The sequence below is a fragment of the Methanosarcina sp. genome (assembly GCF_049706645.1).
Lineage (GTDB): Archaea > Halobacteriota > Methanosarcinia > Methanosarcinales > Methanosarcinaceae > Methanosarcina.
In genome coordinates, this window is sequence record NZ_JBNAKP010000014.1 from 50,753 (window position 1) to 68,598 (window position 17,846).

A 17,846-nucleotide genomic window follows, 5' to 3' on the forward strand; every position below is an offset into this window, starting at 1 on the left:
CGTTGACGCATCCTTCTAAAGTTCTTTTTTAAATTTACTATTTTTAGCCCTGTTTCCCTTCTTCAAAAGTTCAACTTAAATATCGGTTTAAAGCTAATTTAAAGTCTATGTCTCTCTTCTTTTATTCTTCTGCCTTTCTGAACATGATCCTGAACTCCGTTCCAGAGTCTCTTTTAAGTTCGATACAGCCATCGATCTGTTCTACGAGAATATTTACAAGTTGAAGCCCAAGTGAACAGGTATTTCTGAAATCGAGATTTTCGGGAATGCCTGCTCCGTTATCGGCCACAGTAAGAATAAACTGTGAGTCCCTTTCGTTTTTGCAGACATTGCTGCTTCCGTTTTCTTTATTGCTGTCCTTTAATTCAAAAAGACTTATGCGAATTTCTCCACCTTTGCCTGCAGGAAAAGCATGCTTCAGGGCATTTGAAACAAGTTCGTTTACTGTAATTCCCAGGGGCACAGCCGTGTCCATTCCGAGGTAAACCGGCTCAAGTTCCAATTTTAAACTGACGTCCTTATTCCCTAAATCATATGATTTAACAAGATCCCCAGTCAGCCTGCGCAGGTAAGCCGAAAATTCAAGGGTTTCCATATCTTTACCCTGATATAACTCTTCGTGAATCAGAGCCATGGAAACTACACGGTTCTGGCTTTCCCTGAAGGCTTCAAGGACTTCTGATGATTGGAAAGTTTTCCTATCATTGAGCTTTTCCGCTTGAAGGCTGAGTAATGAGGAAATAACCTGCAGGTTATTTTTTATTCGGTGATGGATTTCTTTTATACGGGCTTCTTCAACCTTTGAAAAAGTTTCTTCCGCCATTTTGCGTTGAGTAATATCGTGAATAAAGCCCTGGAATTTCTCGGAGGTGCCGGACTTTCCGGGAATAAGTTGCATAATTTCCCGGACCCATCTTATCTCTCCATCTTTTCTCCCTATCCTGTATTCCAGTTCCAGAGAGGAATTTGGGCTTGACTCTACCGTTTTTATAGCTTCAATAAATAAAGGGCGGTCTTCAGGTACGACTATTTCAACCCATTTCATTTTCCCGGAAATGAAATCCCCCTTTTTATAAGCAGTAATTTCCTCCACAGCCCCGTCCATAGACACAGGAACACGTTTCTCGTTAAGCCGGAAGTATATAAGCCCGTGAATATCCTGCACGAATGACTTATAGTGTTTCGTTTTATCCTGCAGGCTTTGCTCTTGCAGTTTCTCAATTGCAGGCTCGGGTATACCGTTCTCAACTCCGAGCATTCTGTAAATCCTTCCCTGGTCATCCTTCAGAAAAGTAGTTTCTTTTCTCAGGGCTTCTTCCCTGAACTTAAGTTCTCTGAAAAAAAGACTGCAGGGCTTTTCAAAGCCTGTTTCCACTATTGCAATATAAATAAGATAAAAAGACAGGGCATTAAGAATCTGTCCGATAAAGTTCAAAGTTTCCTGTGTATTTGTATAGTATATAAGGGCAAATTCCGCAAAGATGGATGCTATTATAGCTGCTATAAGTATTCTGTATACATATCCTTCGAACCTGTCTTTTTTCCGATACAGGAGAATCACTGAGCAAATAAATAAAACAGAGATAATATACTCGCTGAATATCTTAAAGTCAGTTAATCCGTAACCTTCAACATAACAGTCCGGAAAGTTTCCATATTTGAAGATTAAGAGCAGGAGGACTGCCGTAATTACAGCATATATAAAGAATACTTCCTGGGCAAACTGATCATTTCCACTGGCCTTCTCGTCTCTTTTTTCATCTCCTGAAACCTGCGCCAGAAGCAGCGGAGCCACGAAAAAGGAGATGCTTCCAAGGTATCTCATAACTATCCAGAGCTGCACCGGAAGATTTGTCCCATATTCGGGGAACACGCCCATTTCTTTGTACGAAAATGCACGTAGAAAACCGAGGCCTGCTATAAAAAAGAGTGCAGTCCCGATAAAGGTAAGGTATCGGTTTTCAGAAATGACTTTTGATTTCCATACAATTATGAAAACCATGTAAGCGATTATAACATTAAACAAATTTACGATAATACGAAAGAGCAGATAATTCTCAAGACTGATCGCATAGAGCACACACGCTATTACCAGGAATAACCCCGTCTTAATAATGGGAGCATTAAAAACTGTAAAATGTTTTATCTGCCCATATTGCATCCTGGGCTTATCTATTAACTATAATATAAAATTGTTTCGAATTTTATATATCCTGTAGAAAACCCGAACTGAATTTCAAATCATGTTGCTGAGAGCTCGAATGCTCACTTTAGCCTGACTGATAAGCCAGATAATTTAATAATGTTTAACCGGGAAAGCCGGATTTCTATGCCGGTTTCGGTATATACCAGCTCACCAGACAACTTTTATATCTTTTCAAAATCTTTCTAAATTTTGAATTATTTACTAAATTTCGAATTATTTACTAAATTTTGAATTATTCCCTAAAGTTTCAACTTTTTCTCAGAGTATTACCTTTAGTTAACGACGTTTACTTATCTTGGCATAAAATAAACTTTTTATCTTATTATGTATTACAATATTTTATCAAATTAATATTTATATAGCTAAATGTATGCGAAGTTAAATTTTCAAAAAATTGATGTGTTGAATGTGGAAAACTAATTAAAAGGAGATAGGGCATGGGATACAAAGTTGAAGATAAAACAGGAAAAGATATCGAAGTTAATGAGCAAGCTACAGAGAGAAACCGATCAGAAGGCGAATCCAGTGCCAGTATCGAACCTGAGAACGGAAATGAGCCTGAAAAAGCGGCTGAGTTGATGCAAAAGCCTGAGGTAGATTCCGACCGCTTTTTCAAGCTTATTGATTCTTCGATTCAGGGTTTAAGAGAATACAGGCTGATTGTCTCGGCTCTTAAGCTCGGGGTGTTTGAAGCTCTTAAAGCTCCTTTATCAGCAGGGGCTCTGGCTAAAAAGCTTGGCTGCGATCCCGGGCTCATGCCTCACTTCTGTGAAGCTCTCTACAGCCTTGGCCTGCTCGACAGGTTTGAAGAAGAAGCGTTTGAAGAAGAGGGGAATTCACAGAGGCAGGAGAAAGCTGAGACAGGTGTTGCTCCCGAGGGCAGATCTGAAGACAAATCTGAAGGCAGGGATCTGAATAACGAAGAAAAAAGCAGTGGTGCCGTATACCTGGTCTCCGAGTTAAGTGCCGCTTATCTTCTTGAAAACTCTCCGTTTTCGCAGCAGCATTACCTTGCCGGAAGGTTAAAGACTGTCGAGCTCTGGAATCGTCTCCCTGAAATCATGAAGAGTGGACCTGAGATTTTCGAGAAAGGAACTTTTTTCGGAGAGGTTGTTCAGTCTATGGCTGAAAACGCACGCTGTGGGATGCTTCAGGAAACTGTCAAACTCGTTGCGGAATATGTTGAGTTCGAGAATGTCAAAAAGCTGCTTGACCTTGGGGGAGGGCATGGGCTTTACGCCATTGCTTTTGCAAAACTGAACGAAAACCTTCGGGCTTTTGTGTTTGACCTGCCTCCTGTCACGGAAAAAACAAAGGAGTTTATCAAGAAGTACGGAGCATCAAATGTGGGCGTAATTCCGGGGGACTTTTTTAAGGATGAAATCGGGGATGGATATGATCTTATCTTTTCTTCCTTTAACCCCGGAGGAAAAGTGCCTTCCCTTATTCCCAGGCTTGCCGAAGCCTTAAATCCGGGAGGTACTTTTGTAATCCGACAGATGCCTGATGAGAAAATGAATTCAAATGCTTTTCTCAGCCTTGACTGGAATCTCTGGACTTTTGAAGGTGTGAAAAAAGGAGGATCAGGATACAGTTTCGAAAATAGCGTACCTTTCACCGAGTATATAGAGATGCTTGGCAATTACGGGCTTGAAGTCTCTCGTGCACTTGATATGAAGGACGGATCAAGAATTGTGTTTGCGCGGAAAACAGCCTGAACTTTGAAGAGAAAACTAGTTGAGCCGGAGAACTTGATTTTAAAAGTCCCGAGACTCTCGGCCTGCAGCTGGTAAGCATCCTGGTTAATCAGCTTGAGGGCAAAATTGAATTGAAAAGAGAAAACGGAACCGAGTTCATCATGAGGTTTAACGTAGAAAATAAGCTTTAATGCTGCTTCGGGGCAAAAGACTGAGAAAAAATCTTAAAAACTTTTTTAAAATAGTTTACTTGCCTGGAAAAATACAGGTTTCCCGGACCATTCCAGCCAGAAAAGGCTTGCTCCTGCCCTGCAAGTTTATTTTCCGGATAGACATATGATACAATAGGCACGATGTCAGGGCACGGTATTGTCCCGGACGCATTGTCTCAAATCACATTGCCAGCGAGAAAACTTAACGACAGGCTGGTCATTTCTTCCTGCGGAACTGGAAAAATCTGAAACAGCAACGTTATTATGCTGTAAAACAATTTCTAAATGGGGATTGATGTGATAAAAGAAGCCATGTTCTACGAGAAAATCGGAGATAATAAAGTACACTGTAACCTCTGTGCCCAGAGTTGCAAAATTCCCCCGGGAAAAAGGGGCTTTTGCGGGGTCAGGGAGAACAGGGAAGGAGAATTATATACTCTTATCTACGGGACGGTTTCAAGCGAGGCCGTTGACCCTATCGAGAAGAAGCCGCTTTATCATTTTTACCCGGGATCTTATGTTTACTCAGTCGGGTCAATAGGATGCAATTTCCGGTGCAAGCACTGCCAGAACTGGTCGATTTCCCAGGTCTGTCTGGAGGAGGCTTATACAATGGATGTCCCTCCTGGCGAGCTAATTGAAAGAGCATTTCTGTCACGCTCAAGCTCGGTTGCCTGGACCTATAACGAGCCCACGATCTGGCACGAATACACCTACGAGTGTGCGAAACTAGCAAAAGACGCTGGACTTGCAACAATCTATGTGACAAACGGGTATATGACGCCTGATGCCCTCAGGCATATAGCACCCTACCTGGATGCCGCCAATATCGACATCAAGGCTTTCAATGAAAAGTTTTATCATGATGTCGCCAGCGCAAAACTGGCTCCTGTGCTCGAGGCTTCTGCCCTTGCAAAAGAACTCGGAATCCATGTAGAGATTACGACCCTCATCATTCCAGGTGTAAACGATTCCCTTGAAGAGCTCAGGGAACTCTCAAAATGGGTGTACAAAAACCTGGGGCCTGAGACTCCACTTCACTTCACGCGTTTTCATCCCCAGTACAAGATGCAGAATCTCTCCCCGACGCCTGTAAAAACCATGCAGGAAGCCTGCAAAATCGCAACCGAGGAAGGGATGAAATATGTATATATGGGCAATGTCCCTGGCAGCGATCGCAATAACACTTTCTGCCCGAACTGTGGAAAAATGCTGATTTCCCGAGGCTTTTTCGAAATCGAAAAGTACGATATCACACCTGAGAAAACCTGTCCTAAATGTGGGGAACATATTCCTATAATAGGTGAATACGTCGGCTCGAAAAAGGTACCTGGCGAATACGGATATTAAGCCCTGATCGCTAAGAGCCAGCCCAGAAAAGAAAATTACAGGGCAAAAACTGGGATATACCGAATTGTTTTTCTTTATTGGAAAAGTGTTATTTTTTCAGAAGATACATTTTCCATATCCTTCCTGAAAGATTTTTATAATTCCTGCTCGCAGGGAAGGCGTATATTTTTCAGGTTCGGTTTTAACGGCCCTGTGCAATTCTTCCAGCTCTACCCATTCTACACAGACGGCTTCTTCCGGATCAGGCCGGATTAAGCTTGCGGTTTTTTCCGAACATCGGCCTGAAAATACCGTGTGGAAGCCCCCTTTGTTTTCGAAAATACAGGGAATCTTAAATAATTTCCTGAAAGGGACCGAAATTCCTATTTCTTCAAGCATTTCCCGCTTCATGCAGGCTTCATAAGTCTCATCCGCTACGGTACCGCTTACCGAGTAGGTATAACGGTCAGGGTACCAGCGCTTTTGGGGCGACCTTTTCTGGATAAGCATTTTATCTTCAGGGTTAAGCAGGATAAGCTGGGCAGCCCTGTGAATATGCTTTCCCGAATAAAACTCCTCTCGCTCGCGCAGCCCAAGAAAATTATCGTTTTTGTCGACTTCGCTGATCAGCTCTACCACAAAAGACCTCTCTGCTGGATTGTTTCACTGTCCGAATTCGGTTGAGGGTAAAAATTAAGAATTTCGGTTAAAATAAAATTAAAAATGAGAGGCTTCAATAAAAGGTTAAGCCTGAGTTAAATGCCGTGAAAAGAAAAGAGAAACTCACTTTTCAGGTGTTTCTCAGGGCTCGGAAACCTCTTTTGGCCTTTCTGTGGATTTCTGGATCTCATCCAGAAGCTGGTCGTCGGTTTTGCCTCTTATTTCAATCCCGAGTCTCTGGGCGGTTTCCTGTACCTTGCTTTTTGGAGCTGCGGGCTCCTTTAAGGATTTTTCAAACTCCTTCAGGTTTAGCTCCGATTCTTTCTGGGCCTTTTTAAATTCTCCCATCGAACTTCCCATGGACCGGGCAAGTTCCGGAAGTTTGGCTGCCCCAAAAAGGAGTACAATTACTCCAAAAATCATCAAGAGTTCATTTGTGCCTATCATGGCTTGACCTCAACTGTCGTTTTCTTAGATAAATATAATTTGAAAGGTAATAATGATCTGAAAATTGTGAATATCTCTAAGTTAAGCTAAGATTTTTTATGATATATAAAGTTTCTATTTTTATTTATCATTTTAGATATTTTATATATTTAACTCTTTTTATTTCATTTTTTTATTTCAGTCTATCTTCCTGAATCTGTCTCCTCAGATCTACTCCTTTTATCCTGGCTCGACCCTGGTATTTCAGCTTTTCCGGGACTCTTCCTGTCCGGGGATAGATTTTCCGGTTTCCGGCGCATTTTCCAGGTCTGTACCTGTTTTCAGGTCCGTATCGGTTTTTATTTCTTTACTGCTGCCTGGAACGTCTTTCTGTTCCTTCTCTTTCTCTGGAACGTCTTTTTGTTCCTGTTCTTTCCCTGGAACTTCTTTTTGTTCCTTCTCTTTCTCTTTTTCCGCGGGAGTAACCGTTTTCCCGGTCTTTCGGGTGTAGGCATCGAATTGAGTGAGCTCAAGCTCAGCAGCGCGCTGTGCTTTTTTAAATTCCCCCATTGCACCTCCTAAAGACCGTGCAAGCCCAGGAAGCTTCTGGGGCCCAAAGAGGAAGAGAGCAGCAACGATGATTGCTATCAATTCCGCGGTACCTATCATTGCTGGTTATTATCAACAATCAAATATAAAAGTTCTTGTAAAAAGATCGATGGACTGGCTCAATTTTGAAATTTCTTAGAATGGCCCGAATTTCAAAGAGAAAGAATGAAATTAAATCGGCTAAGTCGCCCTCAAAATAGCCGGACCACCAGCAGGCTGAACTCAAACAGGACTCCAAGTAAAAGCGCTACAACAATCTGAGCAATAAAAGTCGGGTCAGGGGAGAGGAATAGCGAAATTGCCATAATCGCACTGTAGACCAGTATTCTCTGCTTTTTGAGGGTCTGGTAATCTACAAGCCCCATTTTCACGGCAAAAACCACAAGCAGGGGGAGCTGGAATACAATTCCGAAACCCACCAGGATTGTGGTTATGGCTGAAAGGGTATTCTGGACGGAAAGCTGGGCTGTAGCCATATCGCCTGAGTAAAAGAGAATGTATTTGAACATAACAGGCAGGACGATAAAGTAACCTATAGCGGTCCCGAAGAGGAAAAGCAGGAAAGATGCCGGAATTACCTTGAGGAAAAAACGCCTCTCATGAGGATAAAGCCCCTTGCCTGCAAACCTGTAAAGCTGGTAGAAGAGTTGCGGAATCGAGATTGCAAGAGCAAAGACCAGGCACAGTTTGAGGCGAGCAAAGGTCCATTCGAGGGGCGAGTACGCTGTCATGTAAAGGTCAGTACTTATAAATTCTTTCCACACAAGCAGCATCCCTTTTGCCGAAAATGGGAAAGCGAGAATTATTCCGAGGAAGAGCCAGATTAAAACGATTGCCAGCCTGTTCCTTAGCTCGAACAGGTGGGCCATAATGGGTTCTTCGATATCTCCCGGAACACCGGAGGTGTATGAATTCACTCCTGATGCTTTTCCGGTAGAAGTTGTTCCGTTGCCTGTATGCTGTGAGTCCATTTTTTTCCGCTCTTAGATGTACCTGGATAAATATATTAATATCGGAACATAATATTAAATGTGAATCTGCAACCCTTCTGAGAAATTCCGATTCTCCGGTGCAGGAGATTCTCGGAATGTAACTTATGATCCCTTTTCACAATATCTTTCTATTATATAATTGCATACCTGATAACCGCATACCTGAATATTTATGGCACCTGAGTCACCATAATATGATCACTCAAAATGATTAATATAACCTGATTAAGATAATTTATTTAATCTGGGTATGGCAATTAATATAACTGAATTAAGATAATTTGCATAATATAGTTATCGTAATTGATATAAGTTAGTTGAGAAATTTGTTTAATATAGTTATGGTAATTAGTATAACTCGATTAAGATAGTTAATATAATCTTATAATCTGTGGATTGTATAGATTGTATGATTCGATTAAGATAATTAATATAATATACCTATTATAATTAATATAACTTATTAAGGTAACTGCTATTTCCCGGTTCCCTGTACTTGAACACCATTGTTTCCGTACTCAAACTTTGTGGCTCCCGTTGATCGAATTTCTCCTGAATGGCTGGCAGTTTCAGGAAATGTTTAAAGGATTCCATGAAAAGAGCCGGATAAACCCAAAGCGAAAAAACAAAATAGGTAAAAAGAAAGTTGATGATAAAAATCACTGCAGCGAATAGATCTCCCTGACCTCCTTGCGGTGAATAAAAAAGTTCCCTTAAATGGGATAAAAAACTTTCTTTTGCTTTTCCGGATAGGTACTCCATATGTCTGAAGCCATTGAAAATCTCAGTGTAATCCTGCTGACCCTGCGAAATAAATTACTTGTGATTGCCGGGGTCCTTATCACAGGCATTCTTCTCTCTTTCCAGTTTACCGGGCCCCTGATAGAGAGGATGAAAGAAGATCTCCTCCCTGAGGGTGCAAAACTCGTTTATGTTTCCCCTCTGGAAGTGATGATGCTGCAGCTCAAGCTCTCGGTCATAATCGGGCTGCTCATTACCCTGCCTCTGATTGCATTCTATACTTACAGGGCCATTTCGAAGCGGTATTCAGTTCAGGTTCCGATATCGATCGGAAAAGGCCAGTTTGTCGTACTGGGTATAGGTGCTGTCGTCATGTTCATCCTTGGGATTTCATACGCGTATTTTCTCATGCTGCCCCTTTTCCTCAAGTACCTCTATATGGACGCCGCCAGTTCAGGGGTGACTGCGACTTACTCGATCTTCAAGTTCATCTCGTTCGTAGCCTCAGGCACGGCAATGTTCGGCCTGGTTTTCGAACTTCCGATAGTACTCACCTTCCTTACCCGGAACGGATTTGTAAAATACAGGACTCTTGTGACCTATAGAAAGCATCTTTACGTCCTCATAATGATTATTGCAGCTACTGTTACTCCGGGAGCGGATGTGATCAGTCAGATAATGCTTGCCGTGCCCATGGTAGTTTTCTTTGAAATAAGCCTGGTGATTGTCAGGATACTTGGAGTGAAAAACAGCCTTTCCAAACCTGATCCTTCAGCAGCGGCAGTCGGAATTACGAGAAGAAACTGAAGGAAAGTAAGAGCTCAAGGGAAAGTAAGAGCTGAAAAATGAGAAGAAGAGCTCAAGAATAAAAATAAGAACTCAGTATTATCAAGCTCACAAAAAAGAATCAGCGCCTTTGGAGATGTGCGGATTAGAGGCACAGGCGTGTTTGGGGTGATGCGATGATAGTCGAAAAAGCAACCAAAACACGCCTCTTATCGTTCTTTTTCCGCACTCGCTTATCCTCTTATATTTTGTTTTGACAGGATTTAAGATTATCGAAATTACTTTTATAAAACGGTTTTTTTGACAGTATTGTTAAACCATAATTTGTAAGCTGGCGACTGCCAGCAATCCGGCTGTCCTGAGACCATTTTCAACAGGCTCAAGAAAGTCTTATTTAACCTGATCCCCTATCTTGAGAGTCATGGAGCCGCAGCATTTAAAGGCAAACATCCAGGTAGTTGCCGCATCCGTCATCTACGGGTTTTCAGGAATTATTTTCATGTACGTAAAGAATATGGCAGCAGGGGCTGTTGTATTCTACCAGCTTCTTTTCGGACTTCTTGCGCTTGCAGGCTATCTGGCAGTTACCGGAAAGTTGTCAGGAATCAGACTCCGGGGAAAGCGAAAAACCCTGATGCTGCTTGGAGCCTGGCAGGCAGGCGCGATGCTCTCTTATTATACGGCTGTGAGCTTTACAAATGTCTCGATATCCGTACTTCTACTCTATACGGCTCCGTTTTACGTTTTGCTGCTCGCTCCCGTCCTCCTGAAAGAAAAACATAGCAGAAAGAGCGTTGCTGCCCTTATTCTTTCTCTTGCGGGTGTGGTAATCGTGATCGGCCCTGAAAACCTTGTTTCCGGCCCGGGAATTGAGCCAGGATACCTGTTTGGGGTGCTCATGGGACTTTTTTCAGGCCTTTTTTACGCCTGCATTACAGTTACTTCCCGCTACCTCAGGGACGAGTATTCAGCCTTTGAACAGATCCTTATCTCAACCTGTGTAACGCTTGTATTGCTGCTCCCTTTTGTAAGAGAGACCCCCGCAGCAGCTCTTATCGAGAACCTGCCTGTGCTCCTGTTTCTAGGGGTAACAATCACCTCAGTGGGTTCGATTCTTTATTTTACAGGGCTTGTGCACGTTAAAGCCCAGAATGCAAGCATACTTTCCCTGCTTGAACCTGTTAGTACGATTTTTTTCGCTTATCTCCTCTTAAAAGATCCCATATCCTCGGAAACCCTTATCGGATGTGTTCTTATCCTTTCCAGTTCTTTCCTGGCAAGTCTTGAAGAAGAAAGCAAGACCGAAAGCGAACCTGTTCTCAAGGAAAAAATGCCCGGAGTTCCGCAAACCTTCTCAAAAAAGGTTTGATCGCAAGCCTTTTCAAAAAAAACTTGAGCGCAAGCCTTTTCAAAAAAGGCTTGAGCGAAAACGATGTGTTATGGCATTGTTGGCGTGATCAAATGGCGCAACGCAAACCTTTTTAAAAAATGCTTGATCGCAAACCTTTTCAAAAAAGGTTTGATCGAAAACCCCTGACAGCGGCGTGATCAAACGGCGCAACGTTTGCGGCTCAGCGGTTGCTGCTCAGCGCTTGTGTTCGAGGTTATGAGAGGGATAATCGTAACTTAGAGAAAAACTCTAATAGTAGAGAAATAGTTTTCAGATATAACAAGGAAAATATTCTTAAATGTATTGTTCTTAAGTATGTTATTCTCAAAGGAGCTCTCCTCCATCCGGGTTGTATTTCTCCTCTATTCAGAGCTGCATGTCCGGCAGAACAGGATAAAATTTATTAGGAAATATTCTGTATTCTTATTTATCATAAATATATTTAGTTGATTATTTAGAAAAAGCCTGGTATTCTTATGGTAGACGTAATTAAGGAATTGGAAGTACTGAGGCAGAATTTGCTTGATCTGTCCCTTCGAAATAATCTTCTCAATTACCGCCCTTCCCAGAAAAGGACCCTCTCGGTTACAGGTCGAAAGCCTGAGGAAATTTACGAGCTCTTCGTCCTTCAGGAAAAATCAATGAGGTTCAGGGCAAAAGCCAGGTCCAGAAAAAGCCGGAAAGCCGAAAGTGAGGAAGAAGACGAGGCTTCGGAGAAAGAAAGCAGGCTTTTGAAAACAATAGGAAAAATCCTGGTCTCCGAAGAAGATAAACCCCAGAGTTTCCGCTCCGGACCTTTCCTGGAAACCCCGGACGACAGCGAAACCCTTGATAAAAAGCTTTTTTATGTCTTTAACCAGGCAAACTCTATTTTTGAAGAACAGGGATATCCTGTGCTCTATCTTGCTCTGGGCTTTCTCCAGTGGAATGACAGCCGATCGGCCGTAAAAAATCCGAAAGCTCCCCTTCTCCTGATTCCTGTCGAACTCAAACGCATAGGAAAAGGCCGGATTTTCAGTATTCAGTGGACAGGAGACGAAATTTTCACTTCAATTACCCTCCAGGCAAAAATGAAAGAGTTCGGGATCCAGCTTCCCGAGTTTGAGATGCCTGAGGAAGCTTCAGGGATCGAGGAATATTTCAGGGCCGTATCCGGGACAATCCGTGAGAAAAAGGACTGGAAGCTCCTGCCTGAAATCTGCCTTGACCTTTTTAATTTCAGAAAATTTGTCATGTATAAAGACCTTGACTCTGCAACCTGGCCTGAAGACCTGTCTCCTGCGGACCATCCCCTTATCCGGAAAGTCTTTAACCCTGAGGATCCTCAGTGTGAAGTTTCCGGCTTCCAGGAAGAAGAGGTCGACCTGAAACTTTCAGCAAAAGACACTTATCAGATAATGGATGCCGATTCTTCGCAGATTGCAGTCATTGAAGATGTAAAAGCCGGAAAAGACCTTGTTGTTGAGGGCCCTCCCGGAACCGGCAAGTCCCAGACAATTGCAAACACTATTGCAGAACTTATGGCCCAGGGAAAAAGCGTACTTTTCGTGAGTGAAAAAATGGCTGCCCTTCAGGTGGTAAAGAGCAGGCTGGATTCTTCAGGCCTGGGGGAACTTTGCCTGGAGATCCACAGCAACCAGACCCGGAAAAAAGCCGTGCTTGAAGAACTGGAAAAAACCCTGAACCGCGCAGCTCCTGCCCCCATACGCCCTGACAGAGATCTTAATGAGCTCGAAAAGCTAAAACACGAGCTAAACGAGTATGCCCTATCCCTTGGAGCGCCTGCGGGAAAACTCTATCCCAGCCTGTATACCCTCTACGGCATAAGGGAAAAGACAAGGGCTTATTTTGAATCGAAAGGCCTGAAAATGCCAGGTTACAAATTCCAGGAGCCTGAAACCTGGGAACCTGAAGCCTGGGCCGATGCAGAGGCTGTCCTGGAAAAACTGGGTCAGGTGATTCCTTTTCTCGGGCCTATCCGGAAAAACCCCTGGTATGGCTGCGAACCAGGGCTTGTACTGCCTTCGGATCTGGGGGAAATCGAAGCCTTTACAGGTGAATGCGCTGCGGCTTTTGAAACCCTGGAAATATCCATAAAAACCCTTAATGACCTTTCTGCAACCTCAAAACCCGGCACCCTCGACGGAATTACAGGTATAATCGATGCTGCAAGATTTCTCGGGAACTCAAAGCCCCTGCCTGAAAAAATGCTTCAGAATCCGGCATGGGAATCCGAGGCCTCAGCAGCTGAAGCCGAGGCTCTGGTTTCAAAACTCAGGCAGTACACAGAGCTCAGGACTTTTGCAGAGAAAACTTTTCACCCTGCAATTTTTGACCTTGATGCCTCTAAATTCGAGGAACTTTCCTGTAATCTCCTGAAGCTTTTAAACCCCAAGTACAGGAAGCTCAGGAAAGAAATTTCAGCCTGCTATCTTTCAGGAGCTCCTTTCCGGGACAGTAAAATCCTGCTTGACCTTGCCTGCCTTTCGGAATATGAAGCCCTCAGGCTGGAGTTCGAAAATTCGAATGCGAAAGGCAAAAAGTACTTTGGAGATTACTGGAAAGGTTTTGAAAGCGACCCTGTTCTCCTTGAGGAGTACAGCCGATGGATAATTCTCTTCCGAAAATACCTGAAAGAGGGTATTCTGACGGACAGGAGTTTCAGGCTTATAGCAGCAGGGATTGACAGCGCAGCCCTCGAATCCGCAGCCAGCCGGGCACTGGCTGCAAAACAGGAGTTTTTGGAGTCTTTTAAGAAGGCTGGAGCTCGCATAGGTGCGGATTTCGGAAAAATGTTCGGAAACGACCTGGAAGCCGCAAAACTGAGCCAGCTAAAATCCCGTGTGACCAGGTGGAAAACCGAGACTTCATCCCTTGTATTCTGGAGCCAGTATCTCGGATACAGGCAAGCCGGTCTGGAAACAAAGGCAGCACCTGTAATGGAAGACCTCGAATCCGGAAAAGTCGCAGTCTGTGATGCAATTCCTGCTTTTGAAGGCAACTATGCCGAAATGCTCCTGAACCGCGCCTTCAGGGAGAGGCCAGCACTTTCGACTTTCATCCGGGAACTCCATGAAGGCAAGCTTGGGAAGTTCAGGGAACTTGACAAAAAGGTGCTCCTGGAAAACCGAAAAAGAATCACATTTTCGGCTTATGAAGAAGCTCCGAAACTGACTTCAGGCGCGTCAAGAGCTTCGGAAGCAGGTATTTTGCTCAATGAGTTCAACCGGAAAAGAGGGCATATGCCTATCCGCGCCCTTATGAAAAAGGCAGGCAGCCTGATCCAGAAGATCAAGCCCTGTTTCCTCATGAGCCCGCTTTCCATTGCCCAGTACCTTGACCCCAGGAGCACCCGTTTTGATGTGATTATCTTTGACGAAGCCAGCCAGGTCAGGCCCGAAGATGCGGTTGGGGCTCTCCTGCGCGGAAAGCAGGTCGTGGTAATGGGGGACTCAAAGCAGCTTCCTCCAACCGACTTCTTCGATACCGTACTCGACTTTCCTGAGAGTGAGCCCGATGACTATGCTACAGCCGGGGATATGGAAAGTATCCTGAACGTGTGCAAACGAAGTTTCCCGGTAAAGACCCTGCGCTGGCACTACAGGAGCAGGCATGAGTCCCTGATTGCTATTTCAAACCAGGAATTTTACGATAACCGGCTCTATGTTTATCCCTCCCCCATGCAAAAAGATGAAAGACTCGGGCTTAAGTTCGTTCATCTTCCGGATGCGGTTTATGACAGGGGCAAAAGCGGAGCAAACAGGATAGAAGCAAGAGCCGTTGCAAGAGCCGTTTTCGAACACTTTGGCAGGTTTCCTGATAAAAGCCTCGGGGTCGGGACTTTTAATGTGAAACAGCAGGAAGCCATCCAGGAAGAAATCGAGGCTCTGCTTAAAGTGAATCCGGGATTTGACCTCAGTTCGGGGAATGAGAAAGGCGAGCACTTTTTTGTCAAGAACCTTGAGACTATCCAGGGCGATGAAAGGGACGTTATACTGCTGAGTGTGGGTTTCGGTTTTGATGGCAGCCGGAAGCTTTCTCTTAACTTCGGCCCGCTTAACCGCGAAGGAGGGGAAAGGCGCTTGAATGTTCTTATTACAAGGGCCAGGGAAAAATGCGTTGTTTTTGCAAACTTTACATCAAGGGACCTGAATCTGGAGGAAAATTCACCTTTCGGGCTTCGGGCCCTGAAAGTCTTCCTTGAGTTTGCAGAAAGCGGCAGGCTTCCCTCGCCTGCTTACAACAGGGAAGCCCTTGATTCGCCTTTCGAAGAAACAATCTCCGGTTTCCTGACAGAAAACGGCCTCGAAGTCCACAGGCAGATTGGCTGTGCAGGGTACAGGCTCGACCTTGCAGTCCCTGACTCCGCTCATCCAGGGCGATATGTGCTTGGAATCGAGTGTGATGGAGCAAGTTATCATTCCCTGCATGTTGCACGGGACCGCGATCGTCTGCGCCAGCAGGTGCTCGAAGGGCTGGGCTGGAAGATTTACCGGGTCTGGTCAACGGACTGGTACCTGCATCCGAAAGAGAGCAGGGAAAAGCTGCTTGAAGCTGTGAAGGGGGCTGTCAAGCAGGCAAAACTTCAGGCAAAATCCGCAGTCGAGCCCGAAATTCCGAAGATTAATAAGCCGTCTGCCTGGGTTGAACCCGTGAACCGGAACCCTGCAGGAAAGTTTTCCGCTTCCCCTGCAAATTCGGGTTCACTCGCAATTTCAGCTTTGCCTGCCGTAGATATGGCGAGCAGAGGCGGCGAAGAACTTGAAATCGAAGCTTTTGAAACCGAACCCTCTTCGGAAGTTTTTGAAGCCGAACTTCTTCCGGAGACTTCCTTTGAAGCCGAAGTTGAAGAGCCTTATTCAGGCGCGTTTTTTAAACTGGAAGAAGGGCTTACGACCCCTTCAGATACGGATTTCCTGCCGGAAATGGCTTCAAAAGCCGAGTCAATGGCCCTGGTGGCCGATGCAAACTCCCGCAAGAAGCCTGTGAGAAGGTCAGGAAAATCAAAACTTCTTAAATTTAGCGCAGATCCCCGTCTTGAGGAAGAAGAAACTGAACTCATACCCGAGCCGGAACCTGAGAAAGTAAGCTTTTTCCAGGCTTATCCCGAAATCGATTTCAGTGCAGGCCCTGAGAAGAAGAAACGTAAGCGGATGAATGAGTTCGCTTACATTTACGGCTCAGGAAGCTATTCTGAACCCGAGCCTGACTCCGAGGAAGATGATTACACAGGTGAGGATAACATTTATGCAGAGATATGGGATTCGGAGACTGAAATCGAGACCGAAGCCGAATCTGCAATTGTGCACTCAGTTACCGGTCCAAGATCTGTCGAAATTCCGGACATGTCGGAAAAAGAGCCTGAAAAACTATCCGGAAAAACCAATTCACTTGAAGCTGCCATCCCCCTTTACCAGGCATGTTTCTCCTCCGGGCTTCCGCAATCGGTGGATCTTTCCGAGATTTCCGATAAACAGCTTGAGAAGGCAATTATACGGATCATAGTGTGTGAAGGCCCTATCCATGAAGAACTTATGTCACAGCGGATAAAATCGCATACAGGAATTCCCCGCATGCTCGGGAAGATAAAGCAGCGGATATTTGACGTCGCGAATATTGCCGAAAGTTCCGGGAAAATCCGGGCTGAAGGCGAGTTCTACTGGCCGGTCTCGGAACCTGCCTGTCTCCTGCGCAGGCGAGACGGGGAGGCATCTGCAAAAATCGAGTGGATCTGCGACGAGGAAATAAAAGAAGCTATTCGCTTTGTCCTGAACAGCCAGTACTCAACCCCTCTTGAGGATCTTATTGTCCAGACTTCGAGAGTCCTCGGGATAAAAACTACACGCAAAAATACCTGGGAAAGGATCGAAAACCTTGTCCTGTCAGAAATAGAGGATAGCGAGTTGACCGTTTTGCCCAACAAAATGATTTATTTTGCAGAATGAGGCGAAAAGCCTTACCGAGCCTGAGGCTGGGGAAGCTGGAATTTCTTCCCCTTAACTCAATTAAAAAAATTATTTCTCTAAGTCTCTTTAATTCTCTGCAAATTTCTTTAATTTACTCTAATTAATTCGCTTCATTAATTCACTTCTTAATTCACTTTAATTAATTGACTTTAATTAATTTATTTTTATTAATTAATTTCTTAATTCACTTTAATTAATTCACTTTTATTTTGTAACAAAGACCATTGCAGCTACGACGGTAGTCCATTTTGCGTCCTTGTCTCCGTTTGCGGTCTGGCAAATATGGAACGTATCGAATATATGCCCGCTTGCTTTGTAGACCTGCTCTCTCTCATGCCAGGCCATTTCCGCGTCAAATTCTATGCCAAGGGTAGTTGCAAGCATTGTTGCTGCCAGGTCTTCAGCATACTCTCCTGCAATAATTTCTTCTTCTCCAAAAGAGTGATGTTCGGAAATGTACCCGTAGTTTTCTTCATTTACAGGGACCGCAGTTCCTATAGCTGAAGCCATTAAACGATGAGGCTCGTTAGTATCATTCCTTGCAAGTACACAATGGACAATGGCACCGGGTTTCAACTCTAAGAGTCCTTCTTCTCTGGGTACCAGTTTGCAATTGGGAGGCAGAATGCTTGAAACACTTACAAGGTTGTATTTCTCAATTTTTGCATCCCTCAGCGCAAGTTCAAAGGATGCTAATCTGTCTTTGTGTACCCCGGTACCCTTTGTCATAAATGCTTTTCTTGGGATCATGTTAACTCCTTAAGGGATTTATGCGTCTGCTGTACGGTTTCCATTGTATGAGCAACCAGTACACATAGATAATTTAAAACTT

The 17,846-nt window shown here is 44.2% G+C and carries 11 protein-coding genes; 5 read left to right on the forward strand and 6 right to left on the reverse strand.

Features of this window, described 5'->3' with window-relative positions:
* Nucleotides 1-121: 121 nt before the first annotated feature.
* Complete coding sequence (locus tag ACPK8D_RS05385) at nucleotides 122-2,161, reverse strand: MASE3 domain-containing protein (RefSeq protein WP_424716822.1); 2,040 nt, start codon at nucleotides 2,159-2,161, stop codon at nucleotides 122-124.
* Between the two features lie 482 nt (nucleotides 2,162-2,643).
* Here ACPK8D_RS05385 and ACPK8D_RS05390 point away from each other — a divergent pair, with 482 nt between their 5' ends.
* Together ACPK8D_RS05390 and amrS are read left to right on the forward strand one after the other, a co-directional pair.
* The gene (locus ACPK8D_RS05390; RefSeq protein WP_424716823.1) at nucleotides 2,644-3,924 is read left to right on the forward strand and encodes a methyltransferase; all 1,281 of its coding nucleotides are present in this window, start codon (nucleotides 2,644-2,646) and stop codon (nucleotides 3,922-3,924) included.
* A 476-nt stretch (nucleotides 3,925-4,400) separates the two neighbouring features.
* Nucleotides 4,401-5,465: an AmmeMemoRadiSam system radical SAM enzyme gene (gene amrS, locus ACPK8D_RS05395; RefSeq protein ID WP_424716824.1), complete on the forward strand. Its 1,065-nt coding sequence runs from the start codon at nucleotides 4,401-4,403 to the stop codon at nucleotides 5,463-5,465.
* Nucleotides 5,466-5,561: 96 nt separating this feature from the next.
* Here the strand turns inward: amrS and ACPK8D_RS05400 are convergent, their stop codons facing one another.
* The 4 genes from ACPK8D_RS05400 to tatC (ACPK8D_RS05415) all read right to left on the reverse strand — a co-directional run bounded on the left by ACPK8D_RS05400 (nucleotide 5,562) and on the right by tatC (ACPK8D_RS05415) (nucleotide 8,110).
* Nucleotides 5,562-6,083: a Nudix hydrolase gene (locus tag ACPK8D_RS05400; RefSeq protein ID WP_424716825.1), complete on the reverse strand. Its 522-nt coding sequence runs from the start codon at nucleotides 6,081-6,083 to the stop codon at nucleotides 5,562-5,564.
* A 162-nt stretch (nucleotides 6,084-6,245) separates the two neighbouring features.
* Complete coding sequence (locus ACPK8D_RS05405) at nucleotides 6,246-6,551, reverse strand: twin-arginine translocase TatA/TatE family subunit (protein ID WP_424716826.1); 306 nt, start codon at nucleotides 6,549-6,551, stop codon at nucleotides 6,246-6,248.
* Nucleotides 6,552-6,794: 243 nt separating this feature from the next.
* Complete coding sequence (locus tag ACPK8D_RS05410) at nucleotides 6,795-7,199, reverse strand: Sec-independent protein translocase subunit TatA/TatB (RefSeq protein ID WP_424716827.1); 405 nt, start codon at nucleotides 7,197-7,199, stop codon at nucleotides 6,795-6,797.
* Between the two features lie 131 nt (nucleotides 7,200-7,330).
* The gene (gene tatC / locus ACPK8D_RS05415; RefSeq protein WP_424716828.1) at nucleotides 7,331-8,110 is read right to left on the reverse strand and encodes a twin-arginine translocase subunit TatC; all 780 of its coding nucleotides are present in this window, start codon (nucleotides 8,108-8,110) and stop codon (nucleotides 7,331-7,333) included.
* Nucleotides 8,111-8,893: 783 nt separating this feature from the next.
* Between tatC (ACPK8D_RS05415) and tatC (ACPK8D_RS05420) the strand changes: the two genes are divergently transcribed.
* From tatC (ACPK8D_RS05420) to ACPK8D_RS05430, 3 genes are all read left to right on the forward strand, one after another.
* Nucleotides 8,894-9,679 (forward strand): Sec-independent protein translocase TatC, encoded by a 786-nt coding sequence (gene tatC, locus ACPK8D_RS05420; RefSeq protein ID WP_424716829.1) that lies wholly within the window; start codon nucleotides 8,894-8,896, stop codon nucleotides 9,677-9,679.
* A gap of 400 nt (nucleotides 9,680-10,079) precedes the next feature.
* Complete coding sequence (locus ACPK8D_RS05425; RefSeq protein WP_424716830.1) at nucleotides 10,080-11,027, forward strand: DMT family transporter; 948 nt, start codon at nucleotides 10,080-10,082, stop codon at nucleotides 11,025-11,027.
* Between the two features lie 497 nt (nucleotides 11,028-11,524).
* A complete protein-coding gene (locus tag ACPK8D_RS05430; RefSeq protein ID WP_424716831.1) occupies nucleotides 11,525-16,993 on the forward strand; it encodes a DUF3320 domain-containing protein in 5,469 nt (1,822 codons plus the stop codon).
* A gap of 225 nt (nucleotides 16,994-17,218) precedes the next feature.
* Here ACPK8D_RS05430 and ACPK8D_RS05435 read toward each other — a convergent pair whose 3' ends face one another.
* Nucleotides 17,219-17,764 (reverse strand): pyruvoyl-dependent arginine decarboxylase, encoded by a 546-nt coding sequence (locus ACPK8D_RS05435; protein ID WP_424716832.1) that lies wholly within the window; start codon nucleotides 17,762-17,764, stop codon nucleotides 17,219-17,221.
* Nucleotides 17,765-17,846 lie beyond the last annotated feature (82 nt).